Annotated in this window: 16 protein-coding genes and 2 pseudogenes; 10 read left to right on the top strand and 8 right to left on the bottom strand. The window is 56.5% G+C overall.

What is annotated here, in order from left to right:
- The 3 genes and pseudogenes from FF124_RS20665 to FF124_RS09175 form a co-directional block, all read left to right on the top strand.
- Positions 1-385: pseudogene (locus tag FF124_RS20665) on the top strand (hypothetical protein); the annotation flags it as partial.
- Positions 382-2,724: a DDE-type integrase/transposase/recombinase gene (locus FF124_RS09180; RefSeq protein WP_138748183.1), complete on the top strand. Its 2,343-nt coding sequence runs from the start codon at positions 382-384 to the stop codon at positions 2,722-2,724. The pseudogene FF124_RS20665 and the gene FF124_RS09180, both read left to right, overlap by 4 nt.
- A gap of 4 nt (positions 2,725-2,728) precedes the next feature.
- Positions 2,729-3,706: an AAA family ATPase gene (locus tag FF124_RS09175; RefSeq protein WP_138748182.1), complete on the top strand. Its 978-nt coding sequence runs from the start codon at positions 2,729-2,731 to the stop codon at positions 3,704-3,706.
- A 339-nt stretch (positions 3,707-4,045) separates the two neighbouring features.
- On the opposite strand, the gene FF124_RS09170 is transcribed toward FF124_RS09175, so the two are convergent.
- Positions 4,046-4,567 (bottom strand): DUF6653 family protein, encoded by a 522-nt coding sequence (locus FF124_RS09170; protein ID WP_138748181.1) that lies wholly within the window; start codon positions 4,565-4,567, stop codon positions 4,046-4,048.
- A complete protein-coding gene (locus FF124_RS09165) occupies positions 4,564-5,124 on the bottom strand; it encodes a phosphatase PAP2 family protein (protein ID WP_138748180.1) in 561 nt (186 codons plus the stop codon). Before FF124_RS09165 ends, FF124_RS09170 begins: the two co-directional genes overlap by 4 nt.
- A gap of 205 nt (positions 5,125-5,329) precedes the next feature.
- Here FF124_RS09165 and FF124_RS09160 point away from each other — a divergent pair, with 205 nt between their 5' ends.
- On the top strand, positions 5,330-6,529 hold the full coding sequence (locus FF124_RS09160; protein ID WP_138748179.1) for a helix-turn-helix domain-containing protein: 1,200 nt from the start codon (positions 5,330-5,332) through the stop codon (positions 6,527-6,529).
- Positions 6,530-6,554: 25 nt separating this feature from the next.
- Here the strand turns inward: FF124_RS09160 and FF124_RS09155 are convergent, their stop codons facing one another.
- The 5 genes from FF124_RS09155 to FF124_RS09135 form a co-directional block, all read right to left on the bottom strand.
- The gene (locus FF124_RS09155; protein WP_138748178.1) at positions 6,555-7,094 is read right to left on the bottom strand and encodes a hypothetical protein; all 540 of its coding nucleotides are present in this window, start codon (positions 7,092-7,094) and stop codon (positions 6,555-6,557) included.
- 58 nt (positions 7,095-7,152) lie between these two features.
- Complete coding sequence (locus FF124_RS09150; RefSeq protein WP_246072330.1) at positions 7,153-8,496, bottom strand: alpha-amylase family protein; 1,344 nt, start codon at positions 8,494-8,496, stop codon at positions 7,153-7,155.
- Positions 8,497-8,503: 7 nt separating this feature from the next.
- The gene (locus tag FF124_RS09145; protein WP_187326879.1) at positions 8,504-9,103 is read right to left on the bottom strand and encodes a TetR/AcrR family transcriptional regulator; all 600 of its coding nucleotides are present in this window, start codon (positions 9,101-9,103) and stop codon (positions 8,504-8,506) included.
- 111 nt (positions 9,104-9,214) lie between these two features.
- A complete protein-coding gene (locus tag FF124_RS09140) occupies positions 9,215-9,964 on the bottom strand; it encodes an SDR family oxidoreductase (protein WP_138748176.1) in 750 nt (249 codons plus the stop codon).
- Entirely contained in the window at positions 9,954-10,292 is a 339-nt protein-coding gene (locus tag FF124_RS09135) for a darcynin family protein (protein ID WP_210237453.1), read from the bottom strand. Before FF124_RS09135 ends, FF124_RS09140 begins: the two co-directional genes overlap by 11 nt.
- Before the next feature lie 39 nt (positions 10,293-10,331).
- On the opposite strand from FF124_RS09135, the gene FF124_RS09130 reads away from it, so the two are divergent.
- A complete protein-coding gene (locus FF124_RS09130) occupies positions 10,332-10,976 on the top strand; it encodes a TetR/AcrR family transcriptional regulator (RefSeq protein WP_138748174.1) in 645 nt (214 codons plus the stop codon).
- Positions 10,977-11,030: 54 nt separating this feature from the next.
- Here FF124_RS09130 and FF124_RS09125 read toward each other — a convergent pair.
- Positions 11,031-11,186 (bottom strand): annotated as a pseudogene (locus FF124_RS09125) (alpha/beta fold hydrolase); the annotation flags it as partial.
- A 155-nt stretch (positions 11,187-11,341) separates the two neighbouring features.
- Between FF124_RS09125 and FF124_RS09120 the strand changes: the two are divergent.
- The 5 genes from FF124_RS09120 (at position 11,342) to FF124_RS09100 (ending at position 18,900) form a co-directional block, all read left to right on the top strand.
- On the top strand, positions 11,342-12,988 hold the full coding sequence (locus FF124_RS09120; RefSeq protein ID WP_187326878.1) for a glycosyltransferase: 1,647 nt from the start codon (positions 11,342-11,344) through the stop codon (positions 12,986-12,988).
- Positions 12,989-13,014: 26 nt separating this feature from the next.
- Positions 13,015-14,199: a glycosyltransferase family 4 protein gene (locus tag FF124_RS09115; RefSeq protein ID WP_138748172.1), complete on the top strand. Its 1,185-nt coding sequence runs from the start codon at positions 13,015-13,017 to the stop codon at positions 14,197-14,199.
- 303 nt (positions 14,200-14,502) lie between these two features.
- Entirely contained in the window at positions 14,503-15,063 is a 561-nt protein-coding gene (locus tag FF124_RS09110) for a hypothetical protein (protein WP_138748171.1), read from the top strand.
- A 15-nt stretch (positions 15,064-15,078) separates the two neighbouring features.
- Positions 15,079-17,289: a glycosyltransferase gene (locus tag FF124_RS09105; protein WP_138748170.1), complete on the top strand. Its 2,211-nt coding sequence runs from the start codon at positions 15,079-15,081 to the stop codon at positions 17,287-17,289.
- Between the two features lie 366 nt (positions 17,290-17,655).
- Positions 17,656-18,900 carry a sulfotransferase domain-containing protein gene (locus FF124_RS09100; protein WP_138748169.1) on the top strand — a complete coding sequence of 415 codons (1,245 nt, stop codon included), beginning with the start codon at positions 17,656-17,658 and terminating at the stop codon, positions 18,898-18,900.
- The last annotated feature ends 75 nt before the right edge of the window (positions 18,901-18,975 follow it).

Raw genomic sequence — 18,975 nt, 5'->3', positions numbered from 1 at the left:
GTCGTCCTCTGTCATCTTCGTGCTCATGTCGACCTCCAATCAGTCGACATCCCATGAATCAGACAACGCTCAGCCGGGGAATCCCATTTCTTCAAACTGCGGCAATCCGTCCACACCGCCTAGCAATTTCACACGGCAGCGGCGTGAGAATTTGTTCAGGATGCATCACTTCGTTTTCGACCCGGATCCTGAGGCTGATGAAATCGTACTTGATGTGGCCCGTGATCTGACGACGCTGTGGCTCATGTCGGATCTATTCCCTCGTGTGCCCCTCGAAAGGGACCGCGTCTTCCGTTCCTGCTATCGTCTTGTCGCTAAACGGAAACTGTCTGCGAACCTCGATAACGTATTTTGGGAGAATTCGCGTCTGGAGGTCGTAGCATGACGCTCACGCCTCAATACACGATGCCCGCCGGAACTGAGATTTCCGTTCACAAACGGACGTTCCAGGTGAAGGCTCGGTCCAACGGCGGCTATTCTGCCGTCGATATTGAAAGCGGGGAGGAGCGGCTAATTCCATTTTCCACCTTCGTCGCAGCATTGAAAGCGCCTGGAACCAGGCTGGTTCCCGGCGCGCATCCTTCATCTGCGGATGTACGAGCACGACTTGAGGGGTTCGAAACTGTTGAATCGCTTTCTCCGCGGCAAAGGAAAGTAGCTCAGTATCATCATGCTCTGTGCAAGGGCATGGAGCACCTACGTGAAAGCCTGCAAAAGAAGTACGGGAAGCCAAGGCTGGAGCTGTCCATCAGGATGTTGGAAAAGCTCGAATATCGATGGCAGATCATGGAAGTCGCCCAACTTTATTTCGACGAGAATATCCGTCTCCAGGCGCAACGTGGCGGCTGTGCTGCTCATTGGATTATGTACAACGGGCGAACACTTCAGAAATATCTGAAAATCTACCAGAATCTTCCGCCCGACGTCGACCCGCTGGCGGCCCTGGTGTGCCGTGAAGATCGCAAGGGCAATCGCGAGCCACGCCTGACTTACGAAATCTGCGAACTCATGACGCAGGCGTGGGAAGAGGGCGGCCTCGATCTCAAAAAGACCTCTCTGGCCAATGTTCGTGATCGCCTGGAAACTCTCATTTTAGAGAAGAATACGCTGAGGCTGAGCAATGAGTTACCGCCGCTGGTGACACCGGCGGCAGCGACCGTGAAAGCGCATTGCGAAATGCTGGTCAGCCCGACGGCATACGAGGTGGCCACGATGGGTGAGCGCCACGCACGCAATAAGAGAGGGCGCGGCAGCACGGATATCCGGGCACTTATGATCGGCGAGTATGTGGAGATCGATGAATGCAAGATTTCGCTCGTCACCACTGCGAAGAAGATCGGTCTGTGGGCGACGCTGTCGTCGGATCGCCGCGCTGTTCTCAGAGAAACAGACGAGGAGATCAAAAAGCGATGGCAGCTTCTATGTGCGATCGATGTAGCTTCGCGCATGCCGTTGGCGTGGGTGATTGCAGAAAACCAGGGTTCCGACGCGACGATGGCACTCCTGCGGATGGCCACGCGTGACAAGAAAAAGGAGGCCCAGCGCTACGGATGCACTGGGGAGCCGATGCCGGCCATTGGTCTCGGGAATGTCAAATCCGACAACGGTACCGGACTGAGGAATCAGGAAGTCATCAAGTCACTTGTCGGAGTGGGCGCCACAAGTACGATCGCTCGCACTTATGCATCAACAGATAAGCCTTACGTGGAGCGGATGTTTGGGACGCTGGAGTCCACTGTTCTGAAGACCGTTCCTGGATACACCGGCCGCAAGGCCGGAGAGCTACCCGGATATGATGCGACGAGTTATGGCGTGCTGAACGTGGAGCAGCTCTACGGGATTTTGACGCGATATTTCATCGACGAGTATCCGTCTACCCGGCATTACGGCGCAGGCATGTGGGGAAGGCAGCCAATTGAGGTTTTCCATCAGATCAATCGGGAACGTGGTTGTTTCGCGCCGATCGATCCCAACCGTCGGCGTATCCAATTGGGATGGGAAGAAAAGGTCAAGCCGCAGGATGAGGGGGTGAGGACTTTCTCCGGTATCTGGTTCAATTCTGATGAGCTTCAGCGCCTCAGGGATGAGCACCGAATTCATGGAAAAGTTTCGGTGTTCGTCGATCCGGACGATATGAACACCGCGACCGTTGTACTGCCAAAGATCAGAACTGTTGTTGAAGTTTACCTTCAAATCACAGCGTTTGCTGACCTGACGCTGGTTCAAATCCTTGATGTGATGGCCGAATGGCGAAAAGAAAGTGAACAGGCAATTGAAGTTCATGAAGACCGGATCATGCAGGTGCGCAGAGCACGTCATGATCTCATGCAAACAATCGCTGTCGAAAAGAAACTTCCGCGAAGCTATGTGACGATGGAAGAAGCCGAGGCAAAGGCGAAAGCGGTTATCGCCGGAGCAAAAATCATTCCGAGCACATCGCGTGACAGGCTTGATCTCGGCGTGGCGCCCGATGCCATCACGGACATCAGCACGGGCAACTCGGCCAATACCTACAAAATCGAGGGTGCTGGACAGGTCGTTGACGAGACGGCCATCCCAGATGTTTCGACGGAGAAAACTAAAGCTTCGGCATCTGACCACGTCGATACGACGGAGGAAGCACAGGTCCCGGCATCAGAGCCCGAGACGCAGCGGAAGAAGAGATCGGAAAAGCGGAATGGCGGGCTGCTCGGCCGCCCTAATCAGATCAAAGATCTGGAGTGAGATCATGAACACATTCATCGATATGGAAACGGTCAGTATCGCCAATCGGCTGAAAGAGGTACATTATCCGTTTCCGCGAGCGCAGGAACTGCGGACGCAATTCAACAGTTGTCTCGAGGACTATTATGCGAAAGCAATGTCCGGCAAACCATTTGAAGCGCGCGGTCTTCTCGTTACCGGAAAATCGCGAATGGGAAAGTCGCGTGAAATCGATCACCTGATCAGGGCGTTCAATGACAGCGCCACACCGATGCCAGACGGTCGGCCGGCTCGGTTTATCCAGCTCCGGCTGTGGGCGCGGAACTCGTTGACGGACCTGGGCAGTTCGACATTGGAAGCGCTTGACTATCCTGCCGCTGGAAAGGAGAAGCAAGCTCGTCAGATCTGGGAAATGGTCCTCAAACAGGCCAAACGAAACGGCGTCATCGGTATCCATTACGACGAGGCACAGCATGCTTTCACCGATACCGGCGGTGCCAAGAACCGTACCATGCTCGATAACTTCAAGGCATTGATGAAGGAACCTCGCTGGCCAATGATCCTGATCCTGTCCGGGGTGGACGGCCTATCCCAGCATGTTGAACGGGTCGGCCCAGAAGAGCGCCGACAACTGAGACACCTGTTGCGGCCAGTTCGTTTTCGCCCGATTGACCCCAAGGCTGACCTCGAGGAGCTGAATGGACTTGCCTACGCATACGCGAAGAAGGCCGAAATCGATTTCGACCCTCTGTCCAACGCCGATTTCTTTCAACGTCTTTCCCACGCTTGCGGAAATCGCTGGGGACTCGTTATCGAGTTGATCATCGCTGCCTTCATCCGATGCAAACGGGCTGGTGAGGCTCGGATTTCACTGGATCACTTTGTTGACGCGTTCGCTGAGATGCATGGGACGCCGAGAGATTTTTCGCCGTTTACTGCTCCGGATTACCAGGAACTGTTTGAGCCGGACAGACTACTGGAGCTCCTCAACCAGGAAGACTGATCAAGACAGTTTGCGAATATCGAATGCGAGAAGGTCCGCTCTTAGCGGGCCTTTTTTCATGGGGATGATCTGGCGGGCTTTTCAAGGGTGTGCACGTTTATGCTTCATATTTGCATGCTTATGCCCGTGGCTTGTGGGGTGCTCTGTAAGTCATTGATATAATAATCTAATTTCGCGTGAAATGCAGGAAATTGATTCGGTGTGCATTCTTATGCTTCATTGGCACTTGCTGACCCGCGAATGATAAGGGTGGGTTTCAGTGTCAGGCCGTCCGGCTGATGCGCAGGGGACCACGCCTTTCTGCCTATGGAGCAGGTCACGCTGTTTTCCTGTCCATGTTCACGCAAGCGTGTGACGAGACGACCATGCGGCATAGTCGGCATTGACCTTTTCGATATCGCTGTAGAGCCAGGCCATGCGGTCGAGGAACCAAAGCTTGAGCAGCATGGTCAGCGCCATGCCGGATAGCGTCGCCCACGCATCGAGCCAGATCAGACCGGTTATGAAAACCAGGCCTGACACGGCCGAAAGCGCGTTCAGTACATTGCCGGCGCGTTCGTGACCGGCGGGAATGGGCACGCTTTTCCGGTTGAGCCAGACCCGTTCGCCGAAAATACCGCGCGTCATCCAATTGTCCTTGCGGGCGGGCGGCGAAAAAAGCCTCGGGTTCAGCCAGACCCAGGCAATGGCCGCAATCGCCGGAAGGATGGCCCAGGGGCCGATCAGCACCCGGCTCCAGGCGGCAAGCGCAATCGCCGGAAGGACCGTCAGTCGGCTCCAGCCGCTCCACAGATTGGCATGGCGCTGCCATGTGCTGTCGTTCATGCCCATCAGCTTTTCTGCATATTCCGCAAATCTCATCGGCTGGTGTTCTCCTTGCTTGTGCCTGCGGCCATTCTGACGCCCTTTCGCTTGCGCGCCAGTCGCCGGAGCCGGCCGGCGGTTGTCCTGACGCTGCGTTCGAACAGCAGCGCCCAGAGCGCCCCGGCAAGAACCTGCCAGAGATTATGCGAATCCGATTCGATGCGCGAGCCGCCGACAAAGAATGCCGCCAGGATGACAATGGTTTTCACCACCGGCGACCTTTGGATACAGGTATTGACAAGGCTGCTCGCCCCGAAGCTTGCCGCCGCCATGTGGCCGGACGGAAAACCGTGAAGGCTTCCCGAGGGGCGGATGTTGATCGGGGCGTCGCCAAGCCCCCATTTTGTGAGGTGAACCGTGCCGAGCATCGCCACAAACCGCGCTGCATAGTCTCCGCCGCCGCCGGTTGCGATCCGGCAGCCGAATGCGGCGACCGGAAGCGCGATCTGCAGGTTATCGCCGTAACTTTCGACCGTTTTCTGCGAAAGGCACAATGCCAGCGCCAGCACGGCGACGACGAGGATATTTCTGTATTGCAGGAGGGTTTGCTTCAAGTGTCCAGATCCGTGATCGCTTCAATCGCGGATGCGCTATGACGCAGGCGCCGTCGCGTCGTCCTGACCGGCAGGCGAGGACATTGGACAGGCTCGAACCGCCTCTTTCATCTGGCTTTCCTCCGCAAACGGCCGGAGTTTGCGGTGAGTGGAATGGACGGCTAAACAGAGCGCTCAACACACGAAACACACGCCGGCACCGACCTTGATCGACCAGTTCAAAATCATCGCCGATACCGCCCTACCGGTCGTCGCGCTCTATTCGGCGTTTCTGGCCTTCGGGCAGACGCGGTTTCATGCAAGCGCCCGGTTGCTCGGCTGCTTGTTCGTTCTGCTCTTCATTATTTCGCCCTTGCCTCTGCGCTTTGACGAGACCACGCTCGCGGGGCATGTCTATTCCTCACTGGTGTGGGGGCTTTTCGCGCCGGCAAGCACCTTGCTGGCGCCGCTCTTCTATTTCTACGTGCTGGCGCTGACGCGGGAGCCGGACGCTCCGCACGACCGACCGTCGGGCAGACATTTCATCCTGCCCGCCCTGGCCGCCGTCGCCGGTATTGCTATGGCCCTGCTTCCGGTGGCAGTTCGCAACGGCCTGTTTTCCGCCGCCGAAACCGGAATGCCGTTGCCGGTGGCGCTTTCCGTTCTTCTTGGCATCTGGCGATTGCTCGGCCCGGTGACATTTATGCTGTGGCTGGTCTATGTCGTGCTGATGTACCGGCGGCTGACCGCCTATCGCAAGCGACTCTGCGATCTTCATGCCAGCACCGAGCGGCTGGAACTCTACTGGATCAACTGGCTGATGGGCATTGTGGCCCTTTATGCCCTGCTCAACCTCATCGATGCCGCTCTTTTCGATCCGCTCGGATGGGCCGTGGTGCCGGTGGTTGTCGACCGCCTCTGGTCTGTGCTGATCGTGATGGTGCTCGGCGTGTGGGGGTTGCGCCAGCGACCGGGACTGCTGCCGCCGGATGAGGCGCCAACGCAGACCGTCGAAAGCGGCAAATATGAAAAAAGCGCGCTGTCGCGCGCGATGCAGCAGCGGATCGCGGACAAGCTCGTCGCCGCGATGCGGGAGGAACGGCTTTACCGGGACGCCAATCTCTCGCTCTGGTCGCTATCGCAGCATATCGGCGTTGCGCCCAACTATATCTCGCAGACACTGAGCGAAACGCTTGGCCAGTCCTTCTACGCATTCGTCAACGGCTTTCGCATCGGCGAGGCAAAGAACCTGCTGTCTTCCGAGACACGTTCGGTTCTCGAGGTCGCCTATGATGTCGGCTTCAACTCCAAGTCCGCTTTCTACACCTCGTTCCGGCGCGTAACGGGCAAAACCCCGGCGGCCTTCCGCAAGGCGCAGGAGGCGGATGACACCGCGCGAGACAACCCGAAAGGCATTCCCGGCTAAAACCGGCGGGCGCGAGCGTGTTCTTTCATGCCTGGGGCGCAGATACCCTGCGCCACCGCCGCAGCGCCCAGAGGATCAGGAAAACGAGAACAAGGCCGTAGCCGGCGCTATCGAAGATGACCTTGGCCGTTGTCAGAAGGCTGGCGGTCTCGACCTGTCCCGGCTGAAGCCCGGAAGGACCCACCAGAAGCATGGCCCTGACGGCTGCGTTTTCGAGATAATCGAAGACCATGCCAAGCACTGGGATCATAGCGAGCAGCCCCTTCCAGAACCGGTTGAAAGGCGCCAGCAGATAAAGCGCAATGCCAAGCGTGAGGGCGAGCGCGGCGGGATAGACGAGATCGAGGCGCTGTTGCGGGCCGAGATAGATCGCGCGACCTTGCGGCGAAAGGGCCGCGAGAAACGCCTGCGCCTCGCCGCGGGAATAGCCGCCCGGCCGCATATCGAAGGGCATGAGCCCGCCGGCCGCCTGGCTGATGGCCGGCAGGGTCCAGACGGTCATCGCCCCGTAAATGCAAACGGCGATCGCGAAGGCGATCCACGCCGTCATCCTCATGCGCTGCATGGCATCACGCCTCCTTCTTATTCGATCGTTGCCAGGAAAACCGCCCGCGACAATCGCGTCAGCAAAGCGCGGTGGACAGGACGGCCCAACCCTTTTCGGCCAGATGAAGTCGTGCGTCGTGGCCGGCTCCGCAAAGATGCGCATCGCGCCCGGCCAGAACGCCTCTTGCGTCCGGCACGGAAAACGAGGTCGGGCCGCCGAGATTGAGCGCGAAGAAAAGCCGTCGCCCGGCATCCGCCAGTTCGAGAACGAGGCGGGTGTTTTCGAGAAGAACGGTTTTCGAGCGCGCCCGCACCAGCCAGGGATGGCGGCGTCTGAGGCCAATCAACTCCTGATGGCGGTGATAGATCGGCCAGCCATCCGGCCAGAGGTCCTGCGGGCGCTCGGGAAAGGCCGGGCGGACAGCATCGTCTCCGCCTTCGCCTTCTGTCTTGATGCCATGAAAGGCCTGCTCGTCTCCGGCATAGACCGAGGGGATGCCGCCGACCACCGCGAGCACGGCGAGTGCATGTTCCAGCGTGGCCACATCATCGAGACGGCTCGCCAGCCGCGTGACGTCATGATTGCCGACGAATGTCTGCGGAATGAAATGGTCGAGAAATCCGTTGTGGCGATCGAGCGCCCAGCTCAGTTCAAAGAAGTTTTTATCGTTGAGCGCGCTCCAGATGGCTTTCCAGAGTTCGTATTGGGTCACGCTGTCGACGCCGCTCGCCTGGACGAAACCGGCATAGTCGCCATGGATCATCTCGGCGAAGATGAAAGCATCCGGGTGGTGATCGCGAACGCCCGGCAGCACCCGCCCCCAGAAATCCGGCGCCATCGCATAGGCCGCGTCCAGCCGCCAGCCGGCGATGCCACGGTCGAGCCAGTGGGTCATGACCGTGCGGACATAGTCCTCGACCTCAGGATTTTCACCGTTGAGCGCAACGAGACCATGGTGCCCCTCGAAGGTGGCAAGTTCGCCCTCCGGCGTGTAGCGAAACCATGACGCTTTCGGTGATGATCCGCCGTGCTCCAGCGCGTCGCGGACAAAAGGGTGGCTGCGCCCGACATGATTGAACACGCCGTCGAGAACGACCCGCAGGCCGCGTGCCTGCGCCTCAGCCACCAGCCTGTCAAAATCCGCCTCATCGCCGAGCCGTGGATCGATGCGGAAATGGTCGGTGGTGTCGTAGCCATGGGTGGCGGACGCAAAGATCGGTCCGAGCAACAGGGCGGAGGCGCCGAGTTCGACCGCATAGTCGAGCCAGTTCAGCAGATGGTCGAGCCGATGCGCCGGCAAGGGCGGCGCTGCCGGACGAATGTCTGCGCCGACGAAACCGAGCGGATAAAGGTGCCAGAACACGGCATGTTCGATCCAGGCGGGCAACGCGATATCGCGCCTGTATACTGATTGGTACATATTCTTGCTATTCTCCATCGGAAGAAACGGCCGGCGACAGTGCGCCATCCAGGAACATGCCAACCGTTTCGCTGGCCGAGCGGGCGTTCAACGTCGCGAAACTGTTGAGCGCGATGCCGATATGGTTGTTGAGCATGCCGAGAAAGGATGCGGCCAACATTCTGTGCCGGCCCGTCGGGGCTCCGGCTGCCAGTTCCTGGGTGCGAAAACGGGCATCGATCGCTTCGAAATGGCGCTGGTGATGCTGCTGCGCTGCCTGACGCGCCTCGCTGTCGATCGGCGCGAACCAGAGCGTCAGATAGAAGCGATAGAGCAGGGGCTCCTCCCGGGCAAAATCAAATGTCCTCTGCGCCAGGGCGACAAGCGTCCGGTCGAACGCCTCAGTGTCAGACACCGGCTCCAGCGCTGCGTGCAAAGGCGCAAGGCGCTCTTCCAGCAGGGTCTCGAGCAGCCCGAGCTTGGAGCCGAAATAGTGGTAGAGCGTCGGCTTTCCAACGCCGGCATCATTGCAGATCTGCTGCACCCCGACACCTTCATAGCCTTGGGCGGCAAAGAGGCGGAGGCTTTTTTCAAGCAGAGCCGTTCTGGTGGTGTTTTGATGTGCCATACCCGGAATATACCGATCGGTATATTCCGGGTCAACGTGGTTTGTCGAATTTGTGTCTCGGGCCATGCCTATCGCTCATGGCGGGAGACATGGCTTCTCACGCTCTTGGCGCTATCCGTTGCGCATCAACCTTTCCGCGGCAGACGGCGACACTCGTTGAATGGCCCGCAACAATCTGGTTTTGCCGACCCATATTTCGCGTCGTTCCGTGTTTATGCCCTGGATAATGGCCGCCGCTGCCTGCTCAGGGGATATCTTGCCCGCGCCCCTGCCTTGCGTCATCTTCGTTTCGACGAGCGCCATGATCACATCCGTGACCAGCATATTGGATCCCGCGTCTTCGGCCTGATAGCGAAGCGCCTTCGTGAAACTGCGAATGGCTGCCTTGGAGGCACAATAAACCGGTGCCGATTTCTTGGGCGCCAACCCGAGTCCGGAAGAAACATTGACGATGGCGGATTCCTCCTGTCTGCGCAGGATCGGGATAAGGGCCAGACAGAGTTGCGCGGCGGCGTTGAAGTTCACCGTCATTTCATGCGCGATGGCATTGGGCTCACGATCGGGTTGGTCCGTAAAGAAATCGGCATAATGTTGCACCCCGGCATTGTTGACCAGCACCGAGAGGTCGGCGTGATGTGTCCCGATCTCGGCCACGAGCCGTTGCACATCGCCGGGAAGGCTGAGGTCGGCCTGGATGATATCAATCTGCCCGGGGCTCGATCCGGCAATGTCTTCCAGACGTTGCCTGTCGCGTGCGCAAATCACGACATGGCTTCCGGCCTCGGCGCACTGCATAGCAAGCGCCAGGCCAATGCCTTGGCTGCCCCCCGTTATCAGAACCTTTTTTCCGTCAAGCTGCATAGGGGGCCTCGCGATCTTCGAACTGGCGGAAGCCGTCGCCGATCGCGGGTATGATCTGGACGACCTCGAAATATGGCTCGCGAAAGATCGCCGTGTCTCTGAGGCGCTCGATTACGCAATAATAGGCGCCAAGATCATCGGTCTCGAACACGGCGACATCGCTGCAGACACCGCAAAATGCCTCTGCGTCGAAATGCTGGTGCGTGACGTCAAGCCCAGCCAGTGCGCCGGTCAGCGTTTCTCCGGCAATTCTGTTGCGCTCCGGGCGTGAGAGGCGAAGCCAGGCGGGCGTCGCTGTCAGAAGCATGAAGATCGTAAACTTATGCATGAGATTCATCCTTGAACACTGCGTTGCCGTCATCATAATATGAGCGATTGCTCGTATTTTGGACTCGCGTTTGCCATGCCAGCCCCAGCATCCGTTTGGCCCCGGAAAATTCCCCGCCAGAGCCGGTCACTCGCCGTTGTCGACGCCATTCTCGAAGCGGCGGCTCGCATTTTGGAAAGAGACGGTCTGGCCGGGTTGAACACCAATATTCTGGCTGAGAAGGCGGGCGTCAGTGTCGGCTCGGTCTATCAGTACTTTCCCTCGAAGGAGGCGGTTGTCGCCGAAATCCTGCGCCGGAAACGCGCCGAAATGCTCAGGGGCATGCGTGACGTTTTGTCGTCGGCAGAGAAATTGACCTTCGAGGAAGCGATCACGGCAATGCTGTCGGCTGCACTCAGCCATCAGCTTGATCGGCCAGAACTTTCACGCGCTTTGGAATATGCGGAAACCATGCTTCCAATCGATGCCGAAACGCGAGAACTGAAGATTGAGATTGCCGGGGTCGCGGCCGAATGTCTTCGCTCCGAAGGATTCCGGCAGCCTGAAATATTGGCCCGTGACATCACCGCGCTCTGCCGGGGCATGATAGACTCGGCGGGGCTTTATGGCGAAACAGACGCAGCGGCGTTGCAGGCCCGACTGATGGCCGCGACGCTCGGCTATCTTGATCGCATGCGGCAATAATCCCTGAACAGCCTGCGCCAGATTGTCAAAGCTGTCGGGAAAAGCGCCGCGTTACGGGGCTTTCGTCTTGCCGAAACCGGGCTGGTCGGGCGCGATCACGCGATACCGGTCTGCCAGATCGGGGATCAGGTCGCGGAGCATATGCCTCGCAGACGGAAAACCGTGCAACAGCAGGATGACGGGAGCGTCCTCAGGACCGGCAGCACTCAGACAGAAAAAGGTGCGCGAGACAACGCCGACGAAGCTCTAAAGCTTCGTTTTCTGGCCCTACGATCATCAACTGGAGTGTGCTCAGGTCGGGCCGGCTACTTGTTAAGGCTTCCTAAACCTGCGATTGATGCGCAGGTGGAATCGGAATGAGTGGCATGGCTGAACAAGACCAAAAAGGTGCAAATCGAATTGATGAGGTCGTTGACCTTCTGTTTCGTCACTTTCTGGGACGTAAGGCGGACGAGGATGGGTTGTCGGCGTATCGACAGGCGATACGCGGCGGAATGAAACTGGAGGCGCTTGTCGACAGCATCGCTTCCAGTGAGGAGGCCAGGCAGCGACAAGAGGCCAGGAGCAAAGACGACTATTCTCATCTCAACGCAGCGCATGCCGGAGCAGACGCCGACCTTATTGTTGACCTGATCTATAGAGCTTTCCTGTTTAGGAAGGCGGACGAGGACGGCAAGCTGGTCTTTGCAAATGCACTTCGGAATGGCGCGAGCATTTCAGATATCATTCTTGCCGTTTCGAGTTCTGTCGAGGCTCAAGAGAAGCGTTTCGCACAGGCTGGCGAGCATGATGACGGCGATGCCCAAGATGGCCGATTTATTCGCGACGTCGTCTCCATTTTGACCGAGTCCGGCGTTGCGCGGCCGCGTGATTATGACCGCTGCAAGCCTTTGCTCCAGCAGGAGCCGATGAACCGGATTTCGGTGCTTCAAAAGCTCATCGCGGAGAGGGTTGAACTGCGTGAAGCGTCAAACGGGAGCTTGAGAAAATACTGGCTCATGGGGACCGACCGGTTTCTTACGCCTGAAATCTGGAAAACGAGAACGGAGCAACTGGCGCCGCGCCTCAGTGCGCCGAGCATGGCTCAGCCCGCAGCGCTTGCGGGTCGCAATTTCGTGCACTCCGGAAATATTCGCGTGTCGGCAATCGCGAGTATGTATAAAGGTCGAAAATACATACAGAAATTCCTTGAGAATATCGTTTCGCAGACGATATTCGACCAGTCTGAACTCATCATCGTTGACGCTTGCTCCCCGGAAAAGGAGGAGGAGCTAATACGAAGCTATATGGAAATATACCCCAATATCGTTTACAAGCGGTTCGAATTCAATATCGGGATATATGACGCTTGGAACTATGCCGCTTCTATTGCGCGTGGAGAATATCTGACAAATACAAATCTTGATGATTTGCGTGGAAATGAATCGTTCGAGATTCAGTCGAGGACGCTTGACGAAAATAAGACCGTCGATGCCGTCTATCAAGATCTGTATTACAGCTTGGATCATTCATTTGATTTCGACATGGTGGCGGCCTGTGGCTTCAAAAGTAATCTGCCGATCGCGACACCCAACAATATGCTCGAGTTCAACTGCCTGCATAATGCGCCGATGTGGCGCAAGCGCTTGCACGACGAGGTCGGTTATTTCGACGCCAACTATCGATCTGCCGGCGATTATGACTTCTGGTTGCGTTGCCTGAAAATGAAGAAGACCTTTCTCAAGGTGAACACGCCGCACGTCGTCTATTATTGCAACCCTGAAGGCATTTCGACTGCGGTTGATACGCCGGGTGTCGATGAGGTGAACCGGGCGCGCAAGCGGCATGCCGGAGATTTGATTTCACCCTATTTCCAGATGTCCCGTAAGGCGTTCGCCCGAGAGGTCGGTTCCGATTGTCCCCTCGATCCTGCGAAATCAGATTACGATCTGGTGCAAAAATACATGCGTTCTTTCTCTGCACAGGCGCGCATGGACTGGCCGGGCTCGCCGCGTAGCCGGCAATCGGCCTGAATTTCTATAAGCGGGGGCCCACTTCGATGAATCTCTTAGTTGATGGCGTTTTCTTCCAGGTTGCCGATACCGGTATCGCGCGGGTCTGGCGGGCACTATTGCCGCGTCTCGCAGCCTTTCCGGAGTTTGATATCACGGTACTGGATCGTGGGCGGTGTCCGCTGATATCAGGGATTACCTACGTTGACTTTCCTTCCCATACCTTCACAAGTACGGCCGCCGATTCTTTGTTGATTCAGGAGTTCGCGGAAAAATACAAAGCGGACGTTTTTGTTTCGACCTATTTTACGACACCTACGCGGGTTCCGACGGTCTTGATCGTCCACGACATGATACCTGAGGTTTTCGACTTTGATTTGTCTCAGAGGGGGTGGCAGGAAAAAGAAACGGCAATCTGCTTCGCGCAATACTATCTTTGCGTATCGAATAATACACGGCGTGATTTGTTGCGCCTATACCCGGAAATATCTCCTGAGCGCGTGAGTGTTGCTCATTGTGGCGTTGATTCGGATGTTTTCTATGAGCGGTCCCGGCAAGATATTCTTCGCTTTCGGGATAAATATGAAATCGCCGAGAACTACTGCATTCTGGTTGGGTCTCGCGAACAGATTCATGGCTACAAGAACGCCGGTCTCCTGTTTGAAGCCCTGAAAGAAGAGGGACGTACGCCCGGCGGGTCTTCAATTGAGAGCTTTCCCGCGTTGCAGATATTATGCGTTGGCGGGGAGCCTGAGATTCAGCCGCACTTCGCGGCCGGTCTGAGGGCGGGCATTACGGCAAAACGCCTCGAGCTCAGCGACGATGAACTGGCCTGTGCCTATTCAGGAGCGCGGGCGCTTGTTTACCCTTCCCTGTATGAAGGTTTTGGCTTGCCGGTGGTTGAAGCGATGTCCTGTGGCTGTCCTGTCATAACGACGCCGCACGGCTCACTCGAAGAAGTCGCGGGTGATGCTGCTCTGTTTGTTTCAGGCAGAGATCCTGCCGAGCTTATTGACGCACTTCGTGTGGTCGGCAATCCCTCGAACCAAGTTTCGCTGAAAGAAAGAGGAATAGAGCACGCAAGCCGTTTTGATTGGGATCGGATGGCCGAGGAACTAAGACAACTTATTCATAAAGCGGAAGGCGAACGCGCCTCGCCTGCCATGGCCGGATTTTTCGGTGAATGGGACCGCTTGCGGCGTATCCAGGCTGACGTCGATGCAAGCCTGTAGCCATGGGCCGCGAAAACCGCACTCTTGCGCAGCAGGGGGGAGGCTTTTCGCTTCCGTTGACCTGTCAAATTGCAGTTGCATCGGCGTTTCCATGTAGGATGGAAACAGCGATGAATATGCACTATAAAAGGGTAGAATGCGGCTGGTGCAATCTAAACCACCGCCCATGGCCCATATTTCGAGTTGTCAGATGCCGATAGAGAACCAAGCCAATAATTTATATAGAATAAAATTGGTTTTCCAATCTATCACAAATATTCCCTCCTCCGATTCGAACCAAAACCTGAGAGTGACGTCCCAGATATGATGCATGAAGAGCAATTCTCACCCGAAAATTTCCAGTATGCTTTGGAAAGCTGTAATTCTTTTAGCTATTTCGACCACTCAGGGCGTACGGTTCTGGCCCTCAGGCTCATTATGGGAAAAGGCGCGCCGGTCGCGCTTTACGAGGGGGAGCGCGCGTTGACGATCGGCGCCCGTCTGTATCGCAATATCGGTAGTTTTCAGACGCCGAAGAAGGGCGATTTCCTGGATGAGTTTCGCATCCAGACGGCGGGCTTCGAGTTGCGCAAGGGGGCCGTTGTTGAGCTCCCGATGATGATCACTTTGCCGGAAAATCCAGATTACGAGATGATGCTGGAGGTCAGCCTTGTGAAGGAATTACAGTTTTGGCTTTGCGATATCGGGCACCCGCCGCTCATTCTGCCCGTCGCTCGAAGGCATGCCATCATTGTTCCGGATCGTGATGCGCCGCATCATTTTGATGCGTCGATTGCTTCATCCGCTGACATTCGCGCACGTGAGGCCCGTTATGAGGGGATCATTTTCGCGCTTCTCAACCAGCTTTCAAGAAACAAGCAATAGTTCGGAGCGCTGCGGATGAAGATTTGCTATATTGGTTACGATTTCCACCGGAAAACCAATTCGGCTGCGTTCCTGCTGGATTTTCTGCAAGAGCATAGCAGTTTTTTTCAGCGTTATGATCACCATGTCGGCGAGGATATGACCTCGGCCTTTGACTTTGATGGTCTGATCAAGGCTGATTTCGATTTGATATGGGTTCACCAACTCGAGCATGTCGCTCGTGCAATAGCCGACTTGCCTTTGCGCGGCCGGCTTGTTTTCACGCCGATGTTTGATGGCTGCCGCAATCTTCCCGACAGTTACTGGCTGGGTTTCGCCAATCGTGACGACATTCGCGTTATCAGTTTCAGCTCCACGCTTCACCAGAGAATTGCTCGGCTTGGGGTCAATTCCTATCGTTTCCAGTATTTTCCGGAGCCCCGCCCGGCGCCCGACAAGCACGATGACAAGAGGCAGGTTTTCTTCTGGCAGCGGGCGAACCGACCATCCTGGGACGTCGTCAAAAAGCTGTTTTCTGAGACAAGCGATATTCGTTTTCACCTTCACTTGGCCGGCGATCCCACGCTTTCAGCGGAAATCGATGTCGATGCCGAGAAGAAGGCTCATGCATTGACGGTTTCGCGATGGTTTGAGGATCCCGGCGAGTACAGGCGCCTCGTCGATGAATCGTCCATCTATATTGCGCCACGAGAGTTTGAAGGCATTGGCATGTCTTTTCTCGAGGCCATGGCGGCGGGCAGATGTGTCGTCGCGCCTGATCAGCCGACGATGAACGAATATATTACCCACGGTGTGAACGGGTTGCTCTATGACATAGACAACCCCGTTCCTCTGGACCTGTCGCGCTCCGAGCAACTCGGAAGGGCTGCTTATCAAAGCGTCGTGAATGGCTACCGTGCCTGGTCGTGGGATGTTGAGCATCGTTTGCGCAAGATTGTGTTTTCCCCGGAGCCGCCGGGCACTGCCATTTATCAGGAACTTGGCGACTATGTTCGCGGGCCGGGTGAGGCGGATTATCCCCCGGAGCGGATTTCCCGGTGCAGCCTCCCTCGTGTCTCTATTGCGATGGTCACATACAATTGCAGGCGTGACGTCGCCGCAACGCTGGAAACGATCCTTGGCCAGACCTACGCCCCGCGTGAAATCGTGGTCGTCGACGGCGGATCGACCGACGGCACTCTCGAGTTGATTGAGAGTTATCGCGACTCGATCGACATCTTTGTGTCTGAACCTGACAAAGGGGTTTATGATGCGATGAACAAAGCGGCTCGTCTCGCCACTGGAGACTACATCATTTTCATGAACGCGGGGGATTTCTTCTACCTGCCTTCATCGTTGGAAGAGGCGATGGCGAATGTCTTCGCGGACGGGAGCGAATGGAGCCGCGATGCTGAGTTGCCCGATTTCATCGTCGGCCACCACGTCTATGTGAATGATTCTTCTGTTTCGGAGCTTCACAAGGCGAATGATTTTGAACAGACTTGGCAAATTCTCCAGGAAGGGACGATGAAACCCCACTGGTGGGGCGGAATCCCCTGCCATCAGTCGACGCTGACGCGTCGGCAATTGCTGGCAGACGAGCAATATGATCTGGATTTCAAGATCGCGGCAGATCACAATTTCATGTTTACGCAGAGAAGCAAGGGGCGGGTCTTCGCGCACTCCAACAGTATCATCGCAACATATGTCGGAGGCGGCTTGTCGCAACAACAGGCCATCCGCTGTCACCATGAGAGTTATCTGATCTCGTCGCGACATACGCCGAAGCAAAGTGATGTCGAAGAATACTACAAGTCCATGTTCGGTGTGTTGTCGACCCTTGATGATGGCGCGCGCGTTCAGGCCGAAGCCGAGGAGATTCGCAAATCGTCCCTGTTCTACCGAGAGTGGTATCGCGCTCGCTACATCACTTCTGATGCGCAGTTCAGCGATCCGGAGTTTCATTATGTTCTTGAAGGGGCCAAGCAGGATTTTTGGCCCAATCCGTTCTTCGATCCTCTGCATTATCGACTGAGCAACGATGAGGATAAGGAGGCGCAACGAAATCCCTTCCTTCATTACCTTCGTCACGGACGGCGAAAGGCGAGTTCGACGTATGACTGGGGCAGTGATGCACGTCCACTTGCCGCCTGGCGAAGGACGCATGAGTGGCTCCCGCGCGATCTGGAGGAGTTGGAATCGTTTATCGCGAAAATGAACGACCATTCGGTATTCGGGCTGCGATGAGGCATTTGTTTCACATCGCCGAACAAGGAGGCCAGGGCGCGCCGGCTCTGGGCGATGGCGATCGTCTCAGTTCTCTTGAGCCATCATCCGCGACGGATATCTTGTGACGCGCGGTCCGTGTCAGGCGTGTTCAGTCTGCCTGTCTGAACCTTTCTGCTGTCGCCCGTTGTTGCGGGTTCGCATCCTGCACGGAAATCACAGCGCTCCTGCCACGATTGCCGACATCTGGATTCTGGTGTGAGGATGAAAGCCTTTTCGGTGTTGGGCGGAACGCTGGGATAGCTGCAAGGCTTGCCTCGGCCAGAGCAAACGTCCATGTGTGTGAGAGAACAGCGTAAAACGCCGAACCGCCCTTAGGAGGAAAAAATGATAATTTGGCTGGTCTCCTACCCCAGGAGTGGAAACACTCTGACGCGGTCTGTCTTCAGGCATTATTTCAACCTCAGGAGCCTTTCGATCCACGGAGACCAGGGGGATATCGGCAATAACGATGAACTGGGTGAACTCGTCGGTCATCAAGAAGGCAGCCGGGAAACAATAAATATCGAATCTCTGCGTTCGGACAGTGAAATCAATCTCATAAAAACGCATGACTGTCCGAATCAGGATATGAAACCTGAGGATATTTTTATTCACATCCTTCGGGACGGCCGGGATTCAATAGTGTCTTACTTTCACTATTTGCGGGATATCGTTGCCAAGAATGAAGCGCAGCTGGCCGATATATCCCTTCAGGACGTCATATCCGGCCAGGTTCCTTTCGGGTCGTGGGGCAATCACACGATGATGTGGCAGGAATTTCAAGCCCCCAAACTGTTCCGATTTCGGTTTGAGGAATTTCGAAACGATGTGCCCGAATTCGCGGCTACTCTAGCCGGGATCATCGGAATCAAAGCCAGCACAGAGCCTTTTCCTCAGATCGAGATGTTCCAGCGTGCTGCACCGAACTTTGTCAGGTCCGGCAAGATTGGAGGCTGGCGAGAGGAATTCAGCGAGCCGGACAGGGTTTTGTTTGACATGTTCAACGGCTTTGCCATGCGGGAAGCTGGATACGGTGGGGCCGAGTTGGATGAACATGAACGCGAGGCCTATTCATCGTTCTGCCGGACCATGCGGTCCATGGAGGAGGAAACGGCTCGATCGGTTGCGGAGAGCCGCAATCTTCGCACGGAATCAGACAGCCTGCATGAGACGATCTTCAAGCTGAAGTCCGACCTCCAGAAGAGCGACGGACGCATACGAGAACTGGGCGGAAAGGTCGACGAAAAAAGCCTGCAAATTCGCTCACTGGAGAGCGAACTTTCGGGCCGGAGCCGCAGGATCGTCGCCATGGATGAAGAGCTGCAGGAGAAAACCGCTCTGATTCGAGAAAATGAGCGGCGGCTGGACGTCATGGCTAGGGAACTCAAAGCCGGCGCCGATCAGATCCGTTCAATGGAGGCGGAGCTTCAGGAGCGTGAGCGCCAGATCCGTTCATTGGATGAAGAGTTGCGGACGGCGAATGAGAAAATCAGTTTTCTCGAACCCAAGCTCAAGAAGTACTTTCGATATCTTAATCGCTTCAAATCCGCCTTCGGTGTCCGGCCCCACAGGCTTCCGTGGGAAAAGTAGCCTGCTCAAGACAGAAAGATGTTGCGTACGCCCCTTTTCCGCCGCATGCGGGTTCCGATTGATTTCGCTGACGCT

The sequence above is a fragment of the Martelella lutilitoris genome (assembly GCF_005924265.1).
Taxonomy (GTDB): Bacteria; Pseudomonadota; Alphaproteobacteria; order Rhizobiales; family Rhizobiaceae; genus Martelella; species Martelella lutilitoris.
This window is presented reverse-complemented; position numbering and strand designations above follow the sequence as displayed.

Excerpts from the sequence above, each read along its gene's own strand:
- FF124_RS09180 (WP_138748183.1), top strand. The coding sequence starts at position 382 with ATGACGCTCACGCCTCAATACACGATGCCCGCCGGAACTGAGATTTCC.
- FF124_RS09175 (WP_138748182.1), top strand. The coding sequence starts at position 2,729 with ATGAACACATTCATCGATATGGAAACGGTCAGTATCGCCAATCGGCTG.
- FF124_RS09170 (WP_138748181.1), bottom strand. The coding sequence starts at position 4,567 with ATGAGATTTGCGGAATATGCAGAAAAGCTGATGGGCATGAACGACAGC.
- FF124_RS09155 (WP_138748178.1), bottom strand. The coding sequence starts at position 7,094 with ATGCAGCGCATGAGGATGACGGCGTGGATCGCCTTCGCGATCGCCGTT.
- FF124_RS09150 (WP_246072330.1), bottom strand. The coding sequence starts at position 8,496 with ATGTACCAATCAGTATACAGGCGCGATATCGCGTTGCCCGCCTGGATC.
- FF124_RS09145 (WP_187326879.1), bottom strand. The coding sequence starts at position 9,103 with ATGGCACATCAAAACACCACCAGAACGGCTCTGCTTGAAAAAAGCCTC.
- FF124_RS09140 (WP_138748176.1), bottom strand. The coding sequence starts at position 9,964 with ATGCAGCTTGACGGAAAAAAGGTTCTGATAACGGGGGGCAGCCAAGGC.
- FF124_RS09135 (WP_210237453.1), bottom strand. The coding sequence starts at position 10,292 with ATGCATAAGTTTACGATCTTCATGCTTCTGACAGCGACGCCCGCCTGG.
- FF124_RS09130 (WP_138748174.1), top strand. The coding sequence starts at position 10,332 with ATGAGCGATTGCTCGTATTTTGGACTCGCGTTTGCCATGCCAGCCCCA.
- FF124_RS09120 (WP_187326878.1), top strand. The coding sequence starts at position 11,342 with ATGGCTGAACAAGACCAAAAAGGTGCAAATCGAATTGATGAGGTCGTT.
- FF124_RS09115 (WP_138748172.1), top strand. The coding sequence starts at position 13,015 with ATGAATCTCTTAGTTGATGGCGTTTTCTTCCAGGTTGCCGATACCGGT.
- FF124_RS09110 (WP_138748171.1), top strand. The coding sequence starts at position 14,503 with ATGATGCATGAAGAGCAATTCTCACCCGAAAATTTCCAGTATGCTTTG.
- FF124_RS09105 (WP_138748170.1), top strand. The coding sequence starts at position 15,079 with ATGAAGATTTGCTATATTGGTTACGATTTCCACCGGAAAACCAATTCG.
- FF124_RS09100 (WP_138748169.1), top strand. The coding sequence starts at position 17,656 with ATGATAATTTGGCTGGTCTCCTACCCCAGGAGTGGAAACACTCTGACG.